The sequence below is a fragment of the Exiguobacterium sp. s80 genome, assembly GCF_018618725.1.
Lineage (GTDB): Bacteria > Bacillota > Bacilli > Exiguobacteriales > Exiguobacteriaceae > Exiguobacterium_A > Exiguobacterium_A oxidotolerans.
In genome coordinates this window covers 1,097,561-1,113,755 of record NZ_JACSMP010000001.1, presented here as the reverse complement: position 1 = coordinate 1,113,755, position 16,195 = coordinate 1,097,561, and the positions used below count along the sequence as shown (strand labels likewise).

At 45.9% G+C, this 16,195-nt stretch carries 19 protein-coding genes; all 19 read left to right on the top strand.

Annotation, left to right across the window (positions count from 1 at the left end):
• Window position 1: 1 nt before the first annotated feature.
• The 19 genes from fliY to pyrH all read left to right on the top strand — a co-directional run bounded on the left by fliY (window position 2) and on the right by pyrH (window position 16,194).
• On the top strand, window positions 2-1,159 hold the full coding sequence (gene fliY / locus KNP94_RS05895; RefSeq protein WP_215115419.1) for a flagellar motor switch phosphatase FliY: 1,158 nt from the start codon (window positions 2-4) through the stop codon (window positions 1,157-1,159).
• A 12-nt stretch (window positions 1,160-1,171) separates the two neighbouring features.
• Window positions 1,172-1,537, top strand: coding sequence for a response regulator (locus tag KNP94_RS05890; protein ID WP_029330789.1), 366 nt, complete (start codon window positions 1,172-1,174; stop codon window positions 1,535-1,537).
• Window positions 1,534-2,025: a flagellar biosynthetic protein FliO gene (locus KNP94_RS05885; RefSeq protein ID WP_214765140.1), complete on the top strand. Its 492-nt coding sequence runs from the start codon at window positions 1,534-1,536 to the stop codon at window positions 2,023-2,025. Before KNP94_RS05890 ends, KNP94_RS05885 begins: the two co-directional genes overlap by 4 nt.
• Window positions 2,022-2,690, top strand: a complete 669-nt coding sequence (gene fliP / locus KNP94_RS05880; protein WP_029330785.1) for a flagellar type III secretion system pore protein FliP — start codon at window positions 2,022-2,024, stop codon at window positions 2,688-2,690. The genes KNP94_RS05885 and fliP overlap by 4 nt, the downstream gene beginning before the upstream one ends.
• A gap of 11 nt (window positions 2,691-2,701) precedes the next feature.
• The gene (gene fliQ / locus KNP94_RS05875; protein ID WP_012370733.1) at window positions 2,702-2,974 is read left to right on the top strand and encodes a flagellar biosynthesis protein FliQ; all 273 of its coding nucleotides are present in this window, start codon (window positions 2,702-2,704) and stop codon (window positions 2,972-2,974) included.
• A complete protein-coding gene (gene fliR / locus KNP94_RS05870; protein ID WP_029330783.1) occupies window positions 2,971-3,738 on the top strand; it encodes a flagellar biosynthetic protein FliR in 768 nt (255 codons plus the stop codon). The genes fliQ and fliR overlap by 4 nt, the downstream gene beginning before the upstream one ends.
• A 1-nt stretch (window position 3,739) precedes the next feature.
• Window positions 3,740-4,831 carry a flagellar biosynthesis protein FlhB gene (flhB, locus tag KNP94_RS05865; protein WP_214804423.1) on the top strand — a complete coding sequence of 364 codons (1,092 nt, stop codon included), beginning with the start codon at window positions 3,740-3,742 and terminating at the stop codon, window positions 4,829-4,831.
• Window positions 4,832-4,845: 14 nt separating this feature from the next.
• Window positions 4,846-6,870 (top strand): flagellar biosynthesis protein FlhA, encoded by a 2,025-nt coding sequence (gene flhA / locus KNP94_RS05860; protein WP_029330780.1) that lies wholly within the window; start codon window positions 4,846-4,848, stop codon window positions 6,868-6,870.
• Window positions 6,871-6,873: 3 nt separating this feature from the next.
• On the top strand, window positions 6,874-7,920 hold the full coding sequence (locus tag KNP94_RS05855; protein ID WP_215115418.1) for a flagellar biosynthesis protein FlhF: 1,047 nt from the start codon (window positions 6,874-6,876) through the stop codon (window positions 7,918-7,920).
• Entirely contained in the window at window positions 7,920-8,771 is an 852-nt protein-coding gene (locus KNP94_RS05850; RefSeq protein WP_034800809.1) for a MinD/ParA family protein, read from the top strand. The genes KNP94_RS05855 and KNP94_RS05850 overlap by 1 nt, the downstream gene beginning before the upstream one ends.
• Before the next feature lie 21 nt (window positions 8,772-8,792).
• Window positions 8,793-10,790: a chemotaxis protein CheA gene (locus tag KNP94_RS05845; protein WP_088837354.1), complete on the top strand. Its 1,998-nt coding sequence runs from the start codon at window positions 8,793-8,795 to the stop codon at window positions 10,788-10,790.
• Window positions 10,791-10,801: 11 nt separating this feature from the next.
• The gene (locus tag KNP94_RS05840; protein WP_029330774.1) at window positions 10,802-11,230 is read left to right on the top strand and encodes a chemotaxis protein CheW; all 429 of its coding nucleotides are present in this window, start codon (window positions 10,802-10,804) and stop codon (window positions 11,228-11,230) included.
• Entirely contained in the window at window positions 11,223-11,831 is a 609-nt protein-coding gene (locus KNP94_RS05835; protein WP_029330772.1) for a chemotaxis protein CheC, read from the top strand. The genes KNP94_RS05840 and KNP94_RS05835 overlap by 8 nt, the downstream gene beginning before the upstream one ends.
• Window positions 11,824-12,306, top strand: a complete 483-nt coding sequence (locus KNP94_RS05830) for a chemotaxis protein CheD (protein WP_029330771.1) — start codon at window positions 11,824-11,826, stop codon at window positions 12,304-12,306. The genes KNP94_RS05835 and KNP94_RS05830 overlap by 8 nt, the downstream gene beginning before the upstream one ends.
• A gap of 13 nt (window positions 12,307-12,319) precedes the next feature.
• On the top strand, window positions 12,320-13,093 hold the full coding sequence (locus tag KNP94_RS05825) for a FliA/WhiG family RNA polymerase sigma factor (protein WP_029330769.1): 774 nt from the start codon (window positions 12,320-12,322) through the stop codon (window positions 13,091-13,093).
• 11 nt (window positions 13,094-13,104) lie between these two features.
• Window positions 13,105-13,536, top strand: coding sequence for a hypothetical protein (locus KNP94_RS05820; RefSeq protein WP_214765132.1), 432 nt, complete (start codon window positions 13,105-13,107; stop codon window positions 13,534-13,536).
• Between the two features lie 129 nt (window positions 13,537-13,665).
• The gene (rpsB, locus tag KNP94_RS05815) at window positions 13,666-14,400 is read left to right on the top strand and encodes a 30S ribosomal protein S2 (protein WP_012370721.1); all 735 of its coding nucleotides are present in this window, start codon (window positions 13,666-13,668) and stop codon (window positions 14,398-14,400) included.
• 82 nt (window positions 14,401-14,482) lie between these two features.
• Window positions 14,483-15,364 carry a translation elongation factor Ts gene (tsf, locus tag KNP94_RS05810; RefSeq protein WP_214765130.1) on the top strand — a complete coding sequence of 294 codons (882 nt, stop codon included), beginning with the start codon at window positions 14,483-14,485 and terminating at the stop codon, window positions 15,362-15,364.
• 110 nt (window positions 15,365-15,474) lie between these two features.
• The gene (gene pyrH / locus KNP94_RS05805; RefSeq protein ID WP_088837351.1) at window positions 15,475-16,194 is read left to right on the top strand and encodes a UMP kinase; all 720 of its coding nucleotides are present in this window, start codon (window positions 15,475-15,477) and stop codon (window positions 16,192-16,194) included.
• The last annotated feature ends 1 nt before the right edge of the window (window position 16,195 follow it).

The window sequence follows — 16,195 nt, the reverse complement described above, 5'->3', positions numbered from 1 at the left end:
CATGAGCGATATGCTTTCGCAAGATGAAATCGATGCGTTATTACGCGGGACCCCGTCGGATGATGAGCCGACTGATACAAGTTCGGATGATGGATTAGAAGAATTAGACGAGATGGAAATTGATGCCTTAGGTGAAGTAGGGAATATTTCACTCGGGAATTCAGCAACAGCGTTATCTGCATTACTCAACCAAAAAGTCGAGATTACGACGCCACATGTGCGGATGATCACGATGGACGAATTACGCAGTCGCTATCCAATCCCGCACGTTGCTTTGCGCGTCGGGTACACAGAAGGCTTCAAAGGTGAAAACGTCTTAATCTTGACGCAACGTGACGCGTCTGTCATCGCGAACTTGATGATGGGCGGCGACGGGATGGTCGAGGAAAACCATGAAATGGAGCCAATCGCCCTTTCTGCCGTTCAAGAAGCGATGAACCAAATGATGGGAGCAGCGGCGACGTCGATGTCAACGGTCTTCTCGATGCGAATTGATATTTCGCCACCAGCCGTTGAAATTTTCGACTTTTCGCAAGAGAAAAGTATTGTCGACAGCTTTTCTTTATGGGAAAGCATGGTCATCATCGAATTCGATTTAAAAATCGGGACGTTGATCGATTCGAAAATCGTTCAGCTTGCACCACTCGAATTTTCAAAGCAGTTGATTCAGAAATTATTCAGCGCAAGTACGACGACGACTGAAGAAGCAAAAGGTGCGACGCATGAACCGGTTCAACCGTCGCCACAAGTAGCACCGCAACAAACGCAACAAACGCAACAAACGCAACAAATGCCACAGCAGGAACAACGTTATGAAACGCCTGTTGCACCGAAGAAGGAACCGGTAGGTGTCAGCCCGGTCCAGTTTGGTCAATTTGAAGAAGTGCAACAAGAAGGCGTACCGGGTAACATCGGGATGTTGTATGATGTACCACTGAATGTAACCGTCGAACTTGGCAGAACACGTCGCTCTGTACGCGACATATTGGAATTGACACAAGGTTCAATCATCGAACTCGATAAGTTGGCTGGAGAGCCGGTTGATGTTTTTGTCAACAATACATTGATTGCGACAGGTGAAGTCGTAGTCATTGAAGAAAACTTTGGAGTACGAATTACAGAAATCGTAAATACAAAAGAACGTCTTCGGATGTTCTAAGGAGGAAATAAGATGAGTGCAAAAGTATTGATCGTAGATGATGCAGCTTTCATGCGAATGATGATTAAGGAAATTTTATCGAAGAATGGATATGACGTCGTCGGTGAAGCAGAAAATGGTCGCGAAGCCGTAGCGAAATACAAAGAATTAACACCGGATCTCGTAACGCTCGATATCACGATGCCAGAAATGGACGGCATTTCAGCACTAAAAGAAATCAAAGCCTTTAACCCAGCAGCAAAAGTCATCATGTGTTCGGCAATGGGACAACAGTCGATGGTTATCGATGCGATTCAAGCCGGTGCAAAAGACTTCATCGTTAAACCGTTCCAAGCAGACCGTGTGCTTGAAGCCGTTTCGAAAACTGTTTCGTCATGAAAAGACTGACCTTTTTGACCTGTCTCCTGTTGTTCCTGCTCTCAGCACAAGTTGGGGCAGAAACAGTGGAAGAGAATTTGAATCCATCTAAGAAGAGTGAACCAACAACTCAACAGGTCGATGGGTCGTCGACGATTGTGACGGTCATTAAAGTCATCGTCACGCTCGTGGTCTTAATCGGGGGATTTCTCCTGGCTGTCCGATTAATCAATGATCGGACGCGAGGTGTCCGCCAATCCAATCAACTTTCACATCTCGGAGGTGTGCCGCTCGGAAAAGATCGATCGGTGCAACTCGTACGCGTCCACGATAAAGTTTACGTCGTTGGTGTCGGGCAAAACATTGAGCTACTCGACACGCTCGAAGCGGATACGGAATGGTCGACTGAAGAGTTGCATGACATGAAACAGTCGACGAGCGAATCGCCTTTCTTGGAATCGTTCAAGCAACAACTTGATCAATTCCAGAAGAAACGAGGTCGTTCATGACAACGATTGAAAGTCTGATTTCTTTAGACACACCATCAGGAACAGCGACATCAGTTAAGTTACTTGTCTTGTTGACATTATTATCCTTAGCACCCTCGTTATTGATTTTGATGACATGTTTTACGCGCGTTGTCGTCGTCTTATCTTTTGTACGTTCGGCGCTCGGGACACAACAGACACCACCGAACCAGTTGCTAGTCGGTCTTGCCTTATTTATTACATTATTCGTCATGTCACCGGTGCTGACGGAACTCAACACGACGGCACTTCAACCATACATGGGTGAAAAAATTAGTCAGGACGAAGCGTTTGATCGAGCAGGTGGAACGATGAAACGTTTTATGTCAAAACATACACGTACCAATGACTTAGAATTATTTTTGAAGTATGGAAATTACGACAAGCCGGAAAAAGTCGAAGACATTCCGCTTGTCGCGTTAGTTCCTGCTTATGCCATCAGTGAGTTGAAAACGGCTTTTCAGATTGGGTTCATGATTTTCATTCCATTTCTCGTCATCGACATGGTCGTCTCAAGTGTGTTGATGTCGATGGGGATGATGATGTTACCGCCTGTCATGATTGCTTTACCGTTTAAATTATTACTATTCATCCTCGTCGATGGTTGGCATTTAATTGTCGAGTCATTGCTTGTCAGCATGAAGTAGGGAGGAACGATATGACGCAGGAAATGATTATTCAACTAGCGAGTTCGGCCGTCTGGACCTTGTTAAAGGTATCGGCACCGCTCTTGCTCGTCTCACTCGTTGTAGGTCTGCTCGTCAGTATTTTACAAGCGACGACGCAAATTCAAGAGCAGACCCTCTCGTTCGTCCCGAAAATCGTTGCTGTATTTTTAGCACTCGTCTTTTTCGGACCATGGATCATGGAAGAATTAAAAACGTTTACGATTGAAATCTTTAAACAGATTGCTGAGGTTTCAAGGAAATGACGTTATTGTCTTTTGTCAGCGTATTTTTACTCGTATTTGGTCGCATCGTCGGATTTTTGGTCGCGGCACCGTTGTTTTCATCAAAACAATTGCCGGCCCAACATAAATTAGCCTTAGCTGCCGGTCTTGCCTATTTTGCGAGCTATGCCGTCAAAACGACCGTTGAAGTCGATGATTTCAATTTTTTCTTTCGGATGGGTACGGAAGTCATCGTTGGATTATCGCTTGGCTTGTTAGCTAGCTTCCTTTTATTTGCCCCGCAAATCGCCGGTTCCATCATCGATTTACAGATGGGACTCGCGATGGCATCAGCTTATGATCCGATGTTCGGTGGTCAGTCACCAATCATTGGCCGGTTTTATTACATGTTGACACTACTCGTGTTACTTGCCTCCGACATGCATTTGATTTTACTCGATGGCATTTACACCAGTTTTCAAATCTTTCCACCCGGCAGTTCGATTGCAGTTTCAGGGGAGGCGGGTATGAGTCTTGTCGTTCGAGTCGTCGGTCTGGCGATGTTAACGGCACTTCAAATGGCGATGCCGCTCATCGTGTCCTTGTTCCTGGTCGATCTTGCACTTGGATTTTTAGCAAAGACAGCACCGCAATTCAATATTTTTGCGATTGGTTTTTCAGTCAAATTACTAATGGGCTATGCGATTTTATTTTTACTTGCCGGTTCGACGATTACCGGGATTTCAAAGTTCATTCCGCTACTGCAAGACGTTTTAGCGGATGCCATTCGATTACTGGGAGGTTGAGATGAATACATATCGTTTAAAACTCGACCTCCAGTACTTCGCTGGTGAAAAAACAGAGAAAGCCTCACCGCGTAAGCGGGATGATTCGAGAAAAAAAGGGCAAGTCGCAAAATCCGCTGATTTAACGAGTAGTTTAATGTTATTCGCGATGTTCCTCGTCTTGTTTTTCTTTGGACCGTTTCTCGGCAAACGTTTCGTCTTGGTTTTAGAAAATGGATTGAGTGCAAGGACCGTCCTTGTTTCAGTAGAGGAAGGGCGTGTCGAGCAGATATTAATTGAGATGTTAGGGCAAATGGCGATTCTCGTCGCCCCGTTTTTTTTAACGGCTGTCACCATCGGGATTTTAGGAAACTTCGTCCAGATTGGTGCTTTACTCAGTGCAGAATCGATTCAACCAAAGTTAGATCGAATCAATCCACTCCAAGGGGTCAAGCGCATCGTCAGTATGAAAGCACTGATCGAATTTTTAAAGTCTGTTTTTAAGTTACTTGTCATCGGAATGACGAGCGGGACGATCTTATGGAACAACAAGGTCGAAATCTCACGGTTGACGTCTGAGCCGATTGGAGATGCGTTAGCCATCATTGGTCATTTGACCTTTTTACTGGGTCTCTCGGTCAGCATCGCGTTGATTGCACTTGCCGTTTTAGACTTTGCCTATCAAAAGTTTGATTTTGAAAAATCGATTCGGATGAGTAAACAGGACTTAAAAGACGAACATAAGAACACGGAGGGTGACCCTCAAATCAAAGGTAAAATCAAACAGCAACAACGGGAGATGGCGATGCGGCGGATGATGCAAGAAATACCGAATGCAGACGTCGTCATTACGAACCCGACCCACTATGCAGTTGCCATTCAATACGATGATGGAAAACACGCGGCACCAATCGTCGTCGCAAAAGGTGTGGATGCTGTCGCATTCCGTATTCGGGAGAAGGCGACAGCAGCTGACATCCCAATCATCGAAAATCGTCCGCTCGCGCGGGCCTTGTTCGCAAAATCAGAGATAGGTATGGCAGTGGATGAATCATTTTATCAGGCACTCGCTGAAACACTCGCCTTTGTCTACCAAATGAAACAAGCAAAATGAAAGGATGAAGCATCATGACTATTTCAACAAGAGATCTTTCCGTACTGCTAGGCGTCATCATGATCGTCTTCATGCTGGTCATTCCACTGCCAGGCTTTTTACTCGACTTTTTAATCATCATCAACATCTTGATTGCTTTGATGGTCTTACTCGTTTCGATGAATGCCAAAGAAGCATTGGAATTTTCAGTTTTCCCAACTTTATTGTTAATCGTCACCCTGTTTCGTCTCGCATTAAATGTCTCGACGACCCGCTCGATTCTCTCGAACGGGAATGGGGGCGAAGTGATTGAAGCATTTGGGAGCTTCGTCGTCGGCGGGAACGCACTCGTCGGGTTCGTCGTCTTCTTGATTCTCGTCTTGATCCAGTTTCTCGTCATTACAAAGGGGTCGGAACGGGTTTCGGAAGTATCGGCCCGATTTACACTGGATGCGATGCCAGGGAAACAGATGGCGATTGATGCCGATTTGAACTCTGGCATGATTGATGAACTTCAGGCACGGACACGCCGGCAAAAAATTCAATCCGAAGCCGACTTTTACGGGGCGATGGATGGGGCGTCAAAGTTTGTAAAAGGAGACGCAATCGCCGGCATCATCATCGTCATCATTAACTTGATTTTCGGGATGGTCATCGGAGTCGTCCAACAAGGGTTACCGATGACAGAATCAATCAACTTATATACGCTCTTGACAGTCGGAGATGGATTAGTCAGTCAGATTCCAGCGCTGTTGATTTCTGTCGCAACCGGGATTATCGTCACACGCTCGACGTCGGACGGCAATCTAGGTGAAGACATCATCGGTCAGTTAACGCGGACGCCATTGCTCGTCATGATTGGTGCAGGCGCGATTTTCTTACTCGGTCTGTTCACGGCGATTCCAGACTATGTGACAATTCCTGTCGCAGCAGCAGCCGGCTTCTTTGCTTGGCAACTGAGACGGACGCCAAAAGCGACCACGGAAGAAGTCGCCGTCGAAGAAGAATCGACGGAAAACCTACGCTCAAGTGAATCGGTCATTTCGCTTTTAAATGTCGATACGATTGAGTTTGAATTCGGTTATGGATTGATTCCACTTGCTGACGAAGCACAAGGTGGCGATTTACTCGACCGTGTCGTCATGATTCGTCGCCAGTTAGCATTGGAACTTGGTTTCGTCCTCCCGACCGTTCGGATTCGCGACCACTTACAACTCCCGCCGAATCATTATCGGATTAAGATTCGCGGCAGTGAGATGGCGACGGGCGAACTCTTGCTCGATCATTATTTAGCAATGAGTCCCGGAGTCGATGATCCTGAAATCCAAGGCATCGAAACGGTCGAACCAGCATTTGGAATGCCGGCGCTTTGGATTGATGAAAAGACGAGAAGTCGGGCAGAAATGTCTGGTTATACGGTCGTCGATCCACCATCGGTCGTCGCAACGCATTTAACGGAGCTGCTTAAAAAACATGCTGCAGACTTGCTGGGACGAGAAGAGACGAAGCAACTCGTTGATCACTTGAAAGAAACACATCCAATTTTAGTCGATGAAGTCACGCCGCAACTCTTAACGATTGGAGAACTGCAAAAAGTCTTCGTTCAATTACTAAAAGAAAAAATATCGATTCGCAATTTGCCATTGATTTTTGAAACACTAGCTGATTATGCGGCCGTGACGAAAGATAGCGAATTGCTTGCTGAATACGTCCGCCAAGCCTTATCACGGCAAATTACGGAACAGGTGCTGCAAGGGGATGTCTTACACGTCGTGACGGTATCGAGTGAAATGGAAATCGATATTCAGTCCGCGATTCAAAAAACAGAGTTCGGAAATTATCTTGCGCTTGATCCGGAAAAAGCGACACGGTTCATCGAGTCGTTTAATGAACTGTCGTCAGAGTTCGAACGTTACGGAGTACAACCGATCATCTTGGCCTCACCAAGCATTCGGATGTTTGTTCGTCAGTTGACGGAGCGCTATTTCCCAGATGTACCTGTCCTGTCATACAACGAATTAATTCCGACGATTGAAGTCAAGAGCATTGGGGTGATTTAACACATGATGGTTAAAAAAATTATTGCAAATTCAGTCAGTGAAGCAATGGAACTTGTCAAACGTGATTTAGGCGAAGAGGCGATTATTTTAAACACACGACATATCAAAGTGGGTGGACTCTTCGGATTGTTTGCACAAAAAAAGGTCGAACTCGTTGCTTCTGTTGACGAACATCCAATCATTCATGAAAAAGATGTCCAGCAACCGGCTCCTAAACGGACCCCGCAGCTTAAGAAAACGATTGAAATGCCAGTCCCGAAAATCATTTCGTTTTCCTCTCGACGTTTACCGGAAGAGTTGGGGGCATATGAAGCGATTTTGTCCGAACCGGCTTTACAGGCACGGGTGGAGCAATTGCACGACGTTTTGTTATCGACGTATTACAAAACAGACGATCTTGAACAAGTTCAACAAGCGTTCGCCCAAACGATTGAACATGAGTTACAAGTAACGACCGTGACATCACGTTACGTGATGTTGACAGGACCGACAGGGGTCGGCAAGACGACGACAATCGCTAAACTTGCTGCTTACTACCGATTGACGGAAGGTAAGACGGTTGGATTGATTACAACGGACACGTACCGGATTTCAGCAATCGAACAGTTGCAAACCTATGCTGAAATCATCGATGTTCCGCTACATATCGCCTACGATTTAGCAGAGTTTGAACGAGCGAAAGAACAATTAGCAGATTGTGACATCGTTTTGATTGATACAGCTGGACGGAACTTCTTGGACGCAGGTTATATCACACAGCTTGAATCACGTCATGATTTTTCAAATACGGATGTTTTTCTTGTTTTAAGCTTAACGGCAAAATACCGGGACTTAGAGCAGATTAGACGACGTTTTGAACAAGTTCCACTCAACGGGTTTATCTTTACGAAAGCAGATGAAACGACGGAGTTGTGGTCCATCTACGGTCTAGCCGTCGAAGCGAAGCTGCCGGTGCTCTGCATCACGACGGGTCAAGAAGTACCAGAAGATATCACGTGGGTCGATCAATCCGACATGTCTCGAATGATTGTAGAAAGAGGGGGCAGGTGATGCGAGATGATCAAGCGCGTGTCTTACGTTCAAAAGTGTCAGTCAAAGAAACAAAAACGATTGCGATCGTCAGTGGTAAAGGGGGCGTTGGAAAAACGAACGTCGCCGTAAACCTGGGTGTCGCCTTATCGCTTCAAGAAAAACGTGTCCTCATCATCGATCTTGATATCGGGATGGCGAACGTCGGGGTGCTGTTAGGAAAATCATCGAAGACGTCGCTCATGGATTGTGTCAAGCGTCGTGAATCCTTGGCAGATGCAGTGGTTGAAGTTTCACCAACCTTACATTTCATCCATGGTGGAAGTGGTTTTACTGAATTAACGAATTTAACGGATCCGGATGTTGCGTTCATGATGAAAGAATTTCGTTTTTTCTATGAATACGACTTTGTCATCCTCGACCTGGGTGCTGGAGCAACACACCAGACATTCGATTTCATTAGTAGTGCCGATGAAGCCTGGCTCGTTGTTACACCAGAGCCAACATCGATCATGGATGGTTATGCGTTCGTTAAATTGTCGCACCATCATGCAACGGAGTTACCGATCGGTGTCATCGTCAATCGTGCGATGAACGGTGAAGAGGCACTCGAAACATTTGATCGTCTCGAACTGGTCAGTAAACAATTTTTGAACAAACCTTTACGATTCGCTGGGTTTTTACCAGATGACCCAACAGTCGTCAGAGCCGTCAAAGCACAAAAACCGTTCTATCTTTTTGATCGGACGAGTGATGTTAGCTGGCGACTCGATCATATTACCACCGCATTAACAGGTCTTCGCGTACAGGAACGGAAATTTTTAGATCGATTGGTAAGTCGCTTGAAAAATCGAAACAATCGTGTGCGCTAATCATGAAGGAGGGTATCACCAATGGATTTAAATGAATATTTAGGATTGTTTCTAGACGAATCGATTGAACATTTGCAAGCTATCAATTCAAGTCTGCTCATTTTTGAACAGCGTCTCGATGATGAAGCCGTCATCGATCAGATTTTCCGCTCTGCCCATACATTAAAAGGAATGTCCGGTACGATGGGGTACGATGCTATCGCGGATTTAACACACGAAATGGAGAGTGCGCTTGACTTAGTGCGCTCAAAGACGCAACCTGCTACACAAGAGCTGATTGATGTTTTGTTCATCGCGGCGGAACAACTCGAAACGATGGTTGAGGACATCAGTCAAGGTGGAACCGGAAAGCTCGACGTGAAAGAAACGGTCGTACGATTAAAACGATTCATTCAAGCAGAAGAAACTGCTGTAGAGACGACTGAAGAAGCGACGGCTGTGGCGACGAAACGTAATTTTGAATGTGATGTCTATTCAGAGTCTGTCGTTAAACAATCGATTGCGTCCGGTTACCATGCATACGTCATCACGGTCGAACTATCGGCAGATGTCATTTTAAAAGCGGCGCGTGTCTACATGGTGTTCGACCGTCTTCAAAGTCTAGGCGATGTCATCCTTTCGAATCCGACTTCAGATGAATTAGAGCAAGAACAATTCGAAACAAGTTTCGATGTCTTGTTCGTCACGATGAAATCAGAGGAAGAAGTGACTGAAGGCATCCAGTCAGTGTCGGAAGTGGCACACGTATCGATTCAGCCTTTTGAAACAACGATAGAAGCCGAAGTTGCGACATCCACGTTAGTTGAACCTAAATCAACAGTCGAGTCAGAAACGAAAGTCGTCAGCGAAACAACAGACGTAACAGCACCAGTCGCCTCGAAAACGATTCGTGTCAACTTGGAACGAATTGACCGTTTGATGAACTTATTCGAAGAATTCATCATTGATCGTGGTCGTTTAGAACGAATTGCTGCCGAAGTCGGTTCATCTGAATTGACGGAAACCGTCGAACGCATTAAACGCGGCACGAATGAATTACAATCGCTGGTCTTGACGTTACGCATGATGCCGATTGAACAGGTCTTCAATCGTTTCCCACGGATGGTCCGATCGGTTTCAAAAGATGTCGGTAAAAATATTAAATTGCATATCACGGGTGCAGAGACGGAGCTTGATCGAACAGTGATTGACGAGATTGGTGATCCCCTCGTTCACTTAATCCGTAATGCCGTCGATCATGGCATTGAAAGCAAGACGGATCGAATTTTAGCCGGGAAACCAGTCGAAGGCAATCTGTCGTTACGTGCTTATCATTCTGGAAACCGGGTCTTCATTGAGATTGAAGATGACGGGGCAGGAATCAACCATGAGCGGGTCACACGGATTGCGATTGAGAAAGAGTTGCTAACGGAAGAAGAAGCTGCTGTCTTAACACCGGAAGAAGCGTCGATGCTACTATTTGCACCAGGCTTCTCAACGGCAGAAACAGTAACCGACTTGTCGGGACGTGGCGTAGGTCTTGACGTCGTCAAATCGAAGATTGAGTCGCTCGGTGGCGAAGTTTTCGTCGAGACGAAACGTGGCGAAGGGACAATCTTTAGAATCAGTCTTCCATTGACGCTCTCAATCATTTCCGCGATGCTTGTTGAGCTCGGTCAAGAAACGTATGCGATTCCGCTGACGGCAATCATCGAAACGACATCGCTTCGACAAGATGCCATCTTACAAGCGCATCGTGAAAAGGTGTTTGATTTCCGTGGACAACTCGTTCCATTGATTTCGTTGAATGAAGTGTATGGTCTTCCACAAGTAGAAGCAGAAGCCTACTCAGTTGTCGTCGTTCGAAGTGGTGAAAAATTAGCCGGATTGATGGTCACTGAATTAATTGGTCAACAGGAAATCGTCATGAAGCCGCTCGGAAGTTATTTAGAAGGAATTCGCGCGATTTCTGGCGCGACGATTCTTGGGGACGGTCAAGTCGCGTTAATCATCGATAGCAATGCACTGCTACGAAAGTGAGGGAATAGATAATGGAACAAAAATGGGTCGTTTTTCAACTGGAACAAAATGCTTACGGGATTGATGTTCAATCGGTCCGCTCCATCGAACGCGTGATTCCGATTACACGAATCCCGAACGCTGCACCTTACGTAAAAGGCGTCATCAATTTGCGCGGGGTCGTGACACCGGTGATTGACTTACGGACACGTCTTGGTTTTGAGGAAATCGAAGGAACGGAAGAAACACGAATCATCATCGCGACGCTCGAACATGGAGATGCCGGGTTCATCGTCGATCGGGCGAATGAAGTCGTCGAAGCAATCGATGTCCGGATTGAACCGTTGACTGATCAAAAACAAGAAGAAACCAATTATTTGACAGCAATCGCTAAAGGGGAAGATCAATTGTTCTCCTTACTTGAGCCGAACCGTTTATTCGAGGACATCGTTCATGCTTAATCGGATGGAACAGGACATTTTCAAGGAAGTCGGAAACATCGGGGCAGCGCATGCAGCTACGGCATTATCGACACTTCTTGGACAGCCTGTTGAAATTGAAGTACCGTCAGCAGAACTCGAACACTTTTCGACGATTATTGATCGTGTAGGCGGAGCGGAAGCTTACACTGCCGGAGCCTTACTTCGCTTTACAGGAGATATCAAGGCGTCTCTACTCTTTTTGATGCCGCTCCAAGATGCGGAAAAACTGATTTCTCAGTTGATGCAACAGCCGTTTCAGTTTTTTTCGGAACATCATGCGATCGGTGTTTCCGCTTGGGAAGAAATCGGCAATATCTTAATCGGCGCTTACGCTCGCGCGATTTCTGACTGGCTGGATTTATCCGTTCATGTGACGGTTCCTGCCTCCGCTTTTGATATGGTTGGAGCAATTTTGGAAGTTGCCTTACTTGAGTCGACAAAATTTGGTAACATGGCAGTATACATCGATACGCGTCTTTCAAGTTTAGGCAACGACTTAAACGGTCATTTATTATTATTGCCAGAAGCAGATGCTTTTGCAGCGGTCTTTCAACGATTGGGTGTGGAAGTTGATGGATGAAGTCATTCGGATTGGAATAGCGGAATATGCCGTTAGTCGAAAACCGGTCGTCCTTCGTACTGCAGGATTAGGTTCCTGTGTCGGCGTCATCATTTATGATCAAGAACGTGGTCTATCGAGCATGGCACATGTCATGCTCCCAGACTCGGCAATCAGTCGCGATATCACCGTTGAAGTCGGGAAATTCGCAGATACTGCAGTAACTGAGCTTGTAAAGCGCTTACGACAAGGTGGCGCGATTCGGTTACGGGCAAAGATTGCCGGGGGAGCGCAAATGTTTCAATTCAAATATGAACATGAATCGATGCGTATCGGTGAACGGAACATCGCTGCTGTTAAAGCAGCATTGCAACAAGCGAAAATCCCACTCGTCGCGGAAGATGTTGGTGGAACGAACGGTCGGACGATCGAGTTCCATTCAAGCTCTGGTCGTCTCGTCATTCGGACGGTCAACGTCGGAACGCTGGAAATTTAGAGGAGGAATGGTCATGCGTGAGGAACTACAACAACTTTGGGATAAATGGCTATCGACGCGCGATATAGCGGTAGCTGACCTATTACTTCTGAATTATGAACCTCTAGTTCAATACCACGTTCAACGTCTTAGTGCGACACTTCCGAAAAGTGTCGATCGTGATGAGTTAAAAAGTCTTGGTATGATGGGTCTTTACGACGCACTGCAAAAGTTCGATCAAAATCATAACAATAAATTCGATACATACGCAGCCTTTCGAATTCGTGGAGCCATTTTAGATGGATTAAGAAAAATTGACTGGCTGCCACGCTCTTTGCGTGAAAAATCAAAACGTGTCGAGGCGGCCGTCGAAATTCTCGAGCAGAGCTTACAACGGACGCCGACGCTTGATGAAGTATCGTCTATCGTCGAAATGAGTCCGGACGAAGTCAAGACGGCGCTTGCAGAAAGTTACTTTGCGAATGTCCTCTCGATCGACGAGGCGGTGACGCTCCAAGATGAGGGAAAAGCAATGGCCGTATCGTATCTCGACCCGGAAGCAGCGACGCCGGAAGATACGTTACTGATGCGTGAATTGATTTCGAAGCTTGCAGAAGAAGTCGAGCAACTATCGGAAAAAGAGCAATATGTTGTGTCCCTTTTCTACTTTGAAGAACTGACGTTAACGGAAATCGGAGAAGTGCTAGGACTGTCGACTTCACGTATCTCACAAATCCACTCGAAGGCGTTACGTAAATTAAAGCAAGCGCTAGGAAGTGCCTATTTGTCTGATCGTGTCGCGATGTGAAAGGAACTACTATGACAATTTTTTATATTTTACTGGCCGCGGCCGTTAGTTATGGTCTGTTGCTTCTATTTAAACAACAAGCATTGTTAAAAGATCGTGTGACCGATCTTGAACGTCAAAAACAAGAGACGGAAGAAATCTTGCTTCGCTTCATGGAACAAGTGAACGGATTGGCAGAACGCGAGGAGCAACCGACTGCTGAGGCTGCGCCTGCCCAGTCCTCATATGAAACGGTCGTCAGTCCTGATGTAACAGAACTCCCACAGTTCGAACAGGCGCAGGAAGAATCGGCTGAATCCGTTCAGCCAGTACTGACAGATGTGAAAGATCAACTTGCGGCAGGGGCCGATCTGGATCAACTCGCGCGTTCTTTAAATCGAGGAACGGGTGAAGTGGCATTGATTGCGAAACTTTCTTCAAAAACGAAGGTTGCCCGACGGTAAAGTTTATGCTATATTAGTCTACGGTGTTAATTACGCACGCATGTATCGCCGGCTGCGGTGCCTTTAATAGGTTAGCTGGGACAACGATCATCGCGGAGGACATCCAAAACCCAAAAGGAGGAATTCATCATGGCAGTAATCTCGATGAAACAATTGTTAGAAGCTGGTGTACACTTCGGTCACCAAACACGCCGTTGGAACCCAAAAATGGCAAAATACATCTTCACAGAACGTAACGGAATCTACATCATTGACCTACAAAAAACGGTTAAAAAAGTAGACGAAGCTTACAACTTCATCCGTGAAGTAGCGTCTGAAGGCGGAAACGTTCTTTTCGTTGGTACGAAAAAACAAGCTCAAGACACTGTGAAAGAAGAAGCGATCCGTGCTGGTCAATACTTCATCAACGAACGTTGGTTAGGTGGAACACTCACGAACTTCTCTACAATCAAAAAACGGATTAACCGTTTGAAACAACTCGAAAAAATGGAAGAGAACGGTACGTTCGAAGTTCTTCCTAAAAAAGAAGTCATCATTCTTAAAAAAGAAATGACTCGTCTTGAGAAATTCCTCGGCGGTATCAAAGATATGCCAGGCGTTCCAGATGCACTCTTCATCGTTGACCCACGCAAAGAGCGTATCGCGATTGCAGAAGCACACAAACTCAACATCCCAATCGTTGCGATCGTTGATACTAACTGTGATCCAGACGAAATCGACTACGTCATCCCAGCGAACGACGATGCGATCCGTGCAGTCAAATTGCTCACTGGTAAAATGGCTGACGCAATCCTCGAAGTTAAACAAGGCGAAGATAACGTAGCACCTGAAACTACTGAAGAAGTAGTAGCAGACGCTGAGTAATTCGTGATGCCAGGTGATAAAGGGAATTGACCTTTTATCACCTTTTTTTTGAAAATAAGGACGTTATAAGGAGGAATATCGAATGGCTATTACAGCAGCAATGGTAAAAGAACTTCGTGAAAAAACAGGTGCAGGTATGCTCGACTGCAAAAAAGCGCTCGTTGAAACGGATGGGGATATGAACGCGGCAGTTGATTTCTTGCGTGAAAAAGGGATCGCAAAAGCAGCAGCTAAAGGCGATCGTATCGCAGCAGAAGGTTTGACAGCAGTCGCAGTTGACGGAAACAAAGCAGCACTCGTCGAAATCAACTCAGAAACAGACTTCGTTGCAAAAAACGAACGTTTCCAATCACTCGTTCAAAACATCGCGGATGCAGTTCTCCGTAACGGTTCTGAAACGGCTGAAGCAGCTCTCGCTTCTGAATACGAAGCGGGTAAAACAATCGAAACGTATATTTCTGAAGAAGCTTCTACAATCGGAGAGAAAATTTCACTCCGCCGTGTAGCACTCTTCACGAAAGAAGACAACGCAGCGTTCGGTTCTTACCTCCACATGGGTGGACGTATCGGTTCTGTCGTCGTCATCGAAGGAACAACAGACGAAGCAGTTGCAAAAGATGTTTCGATGCACATCGCAGCGGCACGCCCACTTTACGTCGATCGTTCTTCTGTAACAGAAGAAGAAAAAGCACGTGAAGAAAAAGTCTTGACAGAGCAAGCAATCAACGAAGGCAAACCTGCTAACATCGTTGAAAAAATGATTGCTGGACGTATGAACAAGTACTTCGAGGAAATTTGCCTCGTCGACCAAACATTCGTTAAAGACCCAGACTTCAAAGTTGGTAAATACGTAGAATCTAAAGGCGGAAAAGTCGTTTCATTCGTACGCTTCGAAGTTGGAGAAGGTATGGAAAAACGTGAAGAAAACTTCGCTGAAGAAGTTATGAACCAACTTAAAAAATAAGAATCAGGATTTCCTGATGACAAGAGAAGGAACACGTATGCTTCAATCCACTTTCGTGTGGAAGTGGTTCGTGTTCCTTTTTTACGGAATTTAGCAAGGAGGACGTAGTCATGCAACCGAAATATAACCGGATTGTGTTAAAATTGAGCGGAGAAGCGCTCGCAGGTGATCAAGGGTTCGGAATCAACCCCGCAATCGTCAATTCAATTTCTCAACAGATTCGCGAATTGGTAGAATTGAATGTACAAGTTGCCGTTGTTGTAGGTGCAGGTAACATTTGGCGTGGTAAAACAGGGGCAGAACTTGGAATGGACCGGGCAAATGCCGATTATATGGGGATGCTTGCGACGGTCATGAACTCGCTCGCATTACAAGATAGCTTAGAGTCAGTAGGCGTTGAAACGCGCGTTCAGACTTCAATCGAAATGCGACAAGTTGCTGAACCGTACATTCGTCGTCGTGCGATGCGTCACTTAGAAAAAGGTCGGGTCGTCATTTTTGCGGCCGGAACGGGAAATCCGTACTTCTCGACAGATACGACAGCAGCGCTTCGTGCCGCTGAAATTGAAGCTGAAGTCATCTTGATGGCGAAAAACAATGTCGATGGTGTGTATTCGGCCGATCCGAACGTGGATCCGGATGCGAAAAAATTCGAGACATTGTCTTACCTCGATGTATTAAAAGACGGCTTGCAAGTCATGGATTCGACTGCAACGTCACTCTGCATGGATAATGATATTCCGCTCATCGTTTTCTCATTGATGGAAGAAGGAAATATTAAACGCGTCGTCGTTGGCGACGAAATTGGAACACTCGTAAGGGGGAAATAAT

Excerpts from the sequence above, each read along its gene's own strand:
- fliY (WP_215115419.1), top strand. The coding sequence starts at position 2 with ATGAGCGATATGCTTTCGCAAGATGAAATCGATGCGTTATTACGCGGG.
- KNP94_RS05890 (WP_029330789.1), top strand. The coding sequence starts at position 1,172 with ATGAGTGCAAAAGTATTGATCGTAGATGATGCAGCTTTCATGCGAATG.
- KNP94_RS05885 (WP_214765140.1), top strand. The coding sequence starts at position 1,534 with ATGAAAAGACTGACCTTTTTGACCTGTCTCCTGTTGTTCCTGCTCTCA.
- fliP (WP_029330785.1), top strand. The coding sequence starts at position 2,022 with ATGACAACGATTGAAAGTCTGATTTCTTTAGACACACCATCAGGAACA.
- fliQ (WP_012370733.1), top strand. The coding sequence starts at position 2,702 with ATGACGCAGGAAATGATTATTCAACTAGCGAGTTCGGCCGTCTGGACC.
- fliR (WP_029330783.1), top strand. The coding sequence starts at position 2,971 with ATGACGTTATTGTCTTTTGTCAGCGTATTTTTACTCGTATTTGGTCGC.
- flhB (WP_214804423.1), top strand. The coding sequence starts at position 3,740 with ATGAATACATATCGTTTAAAACTCGACCTCCAGTACTTCGCTGGTGAA.
- flhA (WP_029330780.1), top strand. The coding sequence starts at position 4,846 with ATGACTATTTCAACAAGAGATCTTTCCGTACTGCTAGGCGTCATCATG.
- KNP94_RS05855 (WP_215115418.1), top strand. The coding sequence starts at position 6,874 with ATGATGGTTAAAAAAATTATTGCAAATTCAGTCAGTGAAGCAATGGAA.
- KNP94_RS05850 (WP_034800809.1), top strand. The coding sequence starts at position 7,920 with ATGCGAGATGATCAAGCGCGTGTCTTACGTTCAAAAGTGTCAGTCAAA.
- KNP94_RS05845 (WP_088837354.1), top strand. The coding sequence starts at position 8,793 with ATGGATTTAAATGAATATTTAGGATTGTTTCTAGACGAATCGATTGAA.
- KNP94_RS05840 (WP_029330774.1), top strand. The coding sequence starts at position 10,802 with ATGGAACAAAAATGGGTCGTTTTTCAACTGGAACAAAATGCTTACGGG.
- KNP94_RS05835 (WP_029330772.1), top strand. The coding sequence starts at position 11,223 with ATGCTTAATCGGATGGAACAGGACATTTTCAAGGAAGTCGGAAACATC.
- KNP94_RS05830 (WP_029330771.1), top strand. The coding sequence starts at position 11,824 with ATGGATGAAGTCATTCGGATTGGAATAGCGGAATATGCCGTTAGTCGA.
- KNP94_RS05825 (WP_029330769.1), top strand. The coding sequence starts at position 12,320 with ATGCGTGAGGAACTACAACAACTTTGGGATAAATGGCTATCGACGCGC.
- KNP94_RS05820 (WP_214765132.1), top strand. The coding sequence starts at position 13,105 with ATGACAATTTTTTATATTTTACTGGCCGCGGCCGTTAGTTATGGTCTG.
- rpsB (WP_012370721.1), top strand. The coding sequence starts at position 13,666 with ATGGCAGTAATCTCGATGAAACAATTGTTAGAAGCTGGTGTACACTTC.
- tsf (WP_214765130.1), top strand. The coding sequence starts at position 14,483 with ATGGCTATTACAGCAGCAATGGTAAAAGAACTTCGTGAAAAAACAGGT.
- pyrH (WP_088837351.1), top strand. The coding sequence starts at position 15,475 with ATGCAACCGAAATATAACCGGATTGTGTTAAAATTGAGCGGAGAAGCG.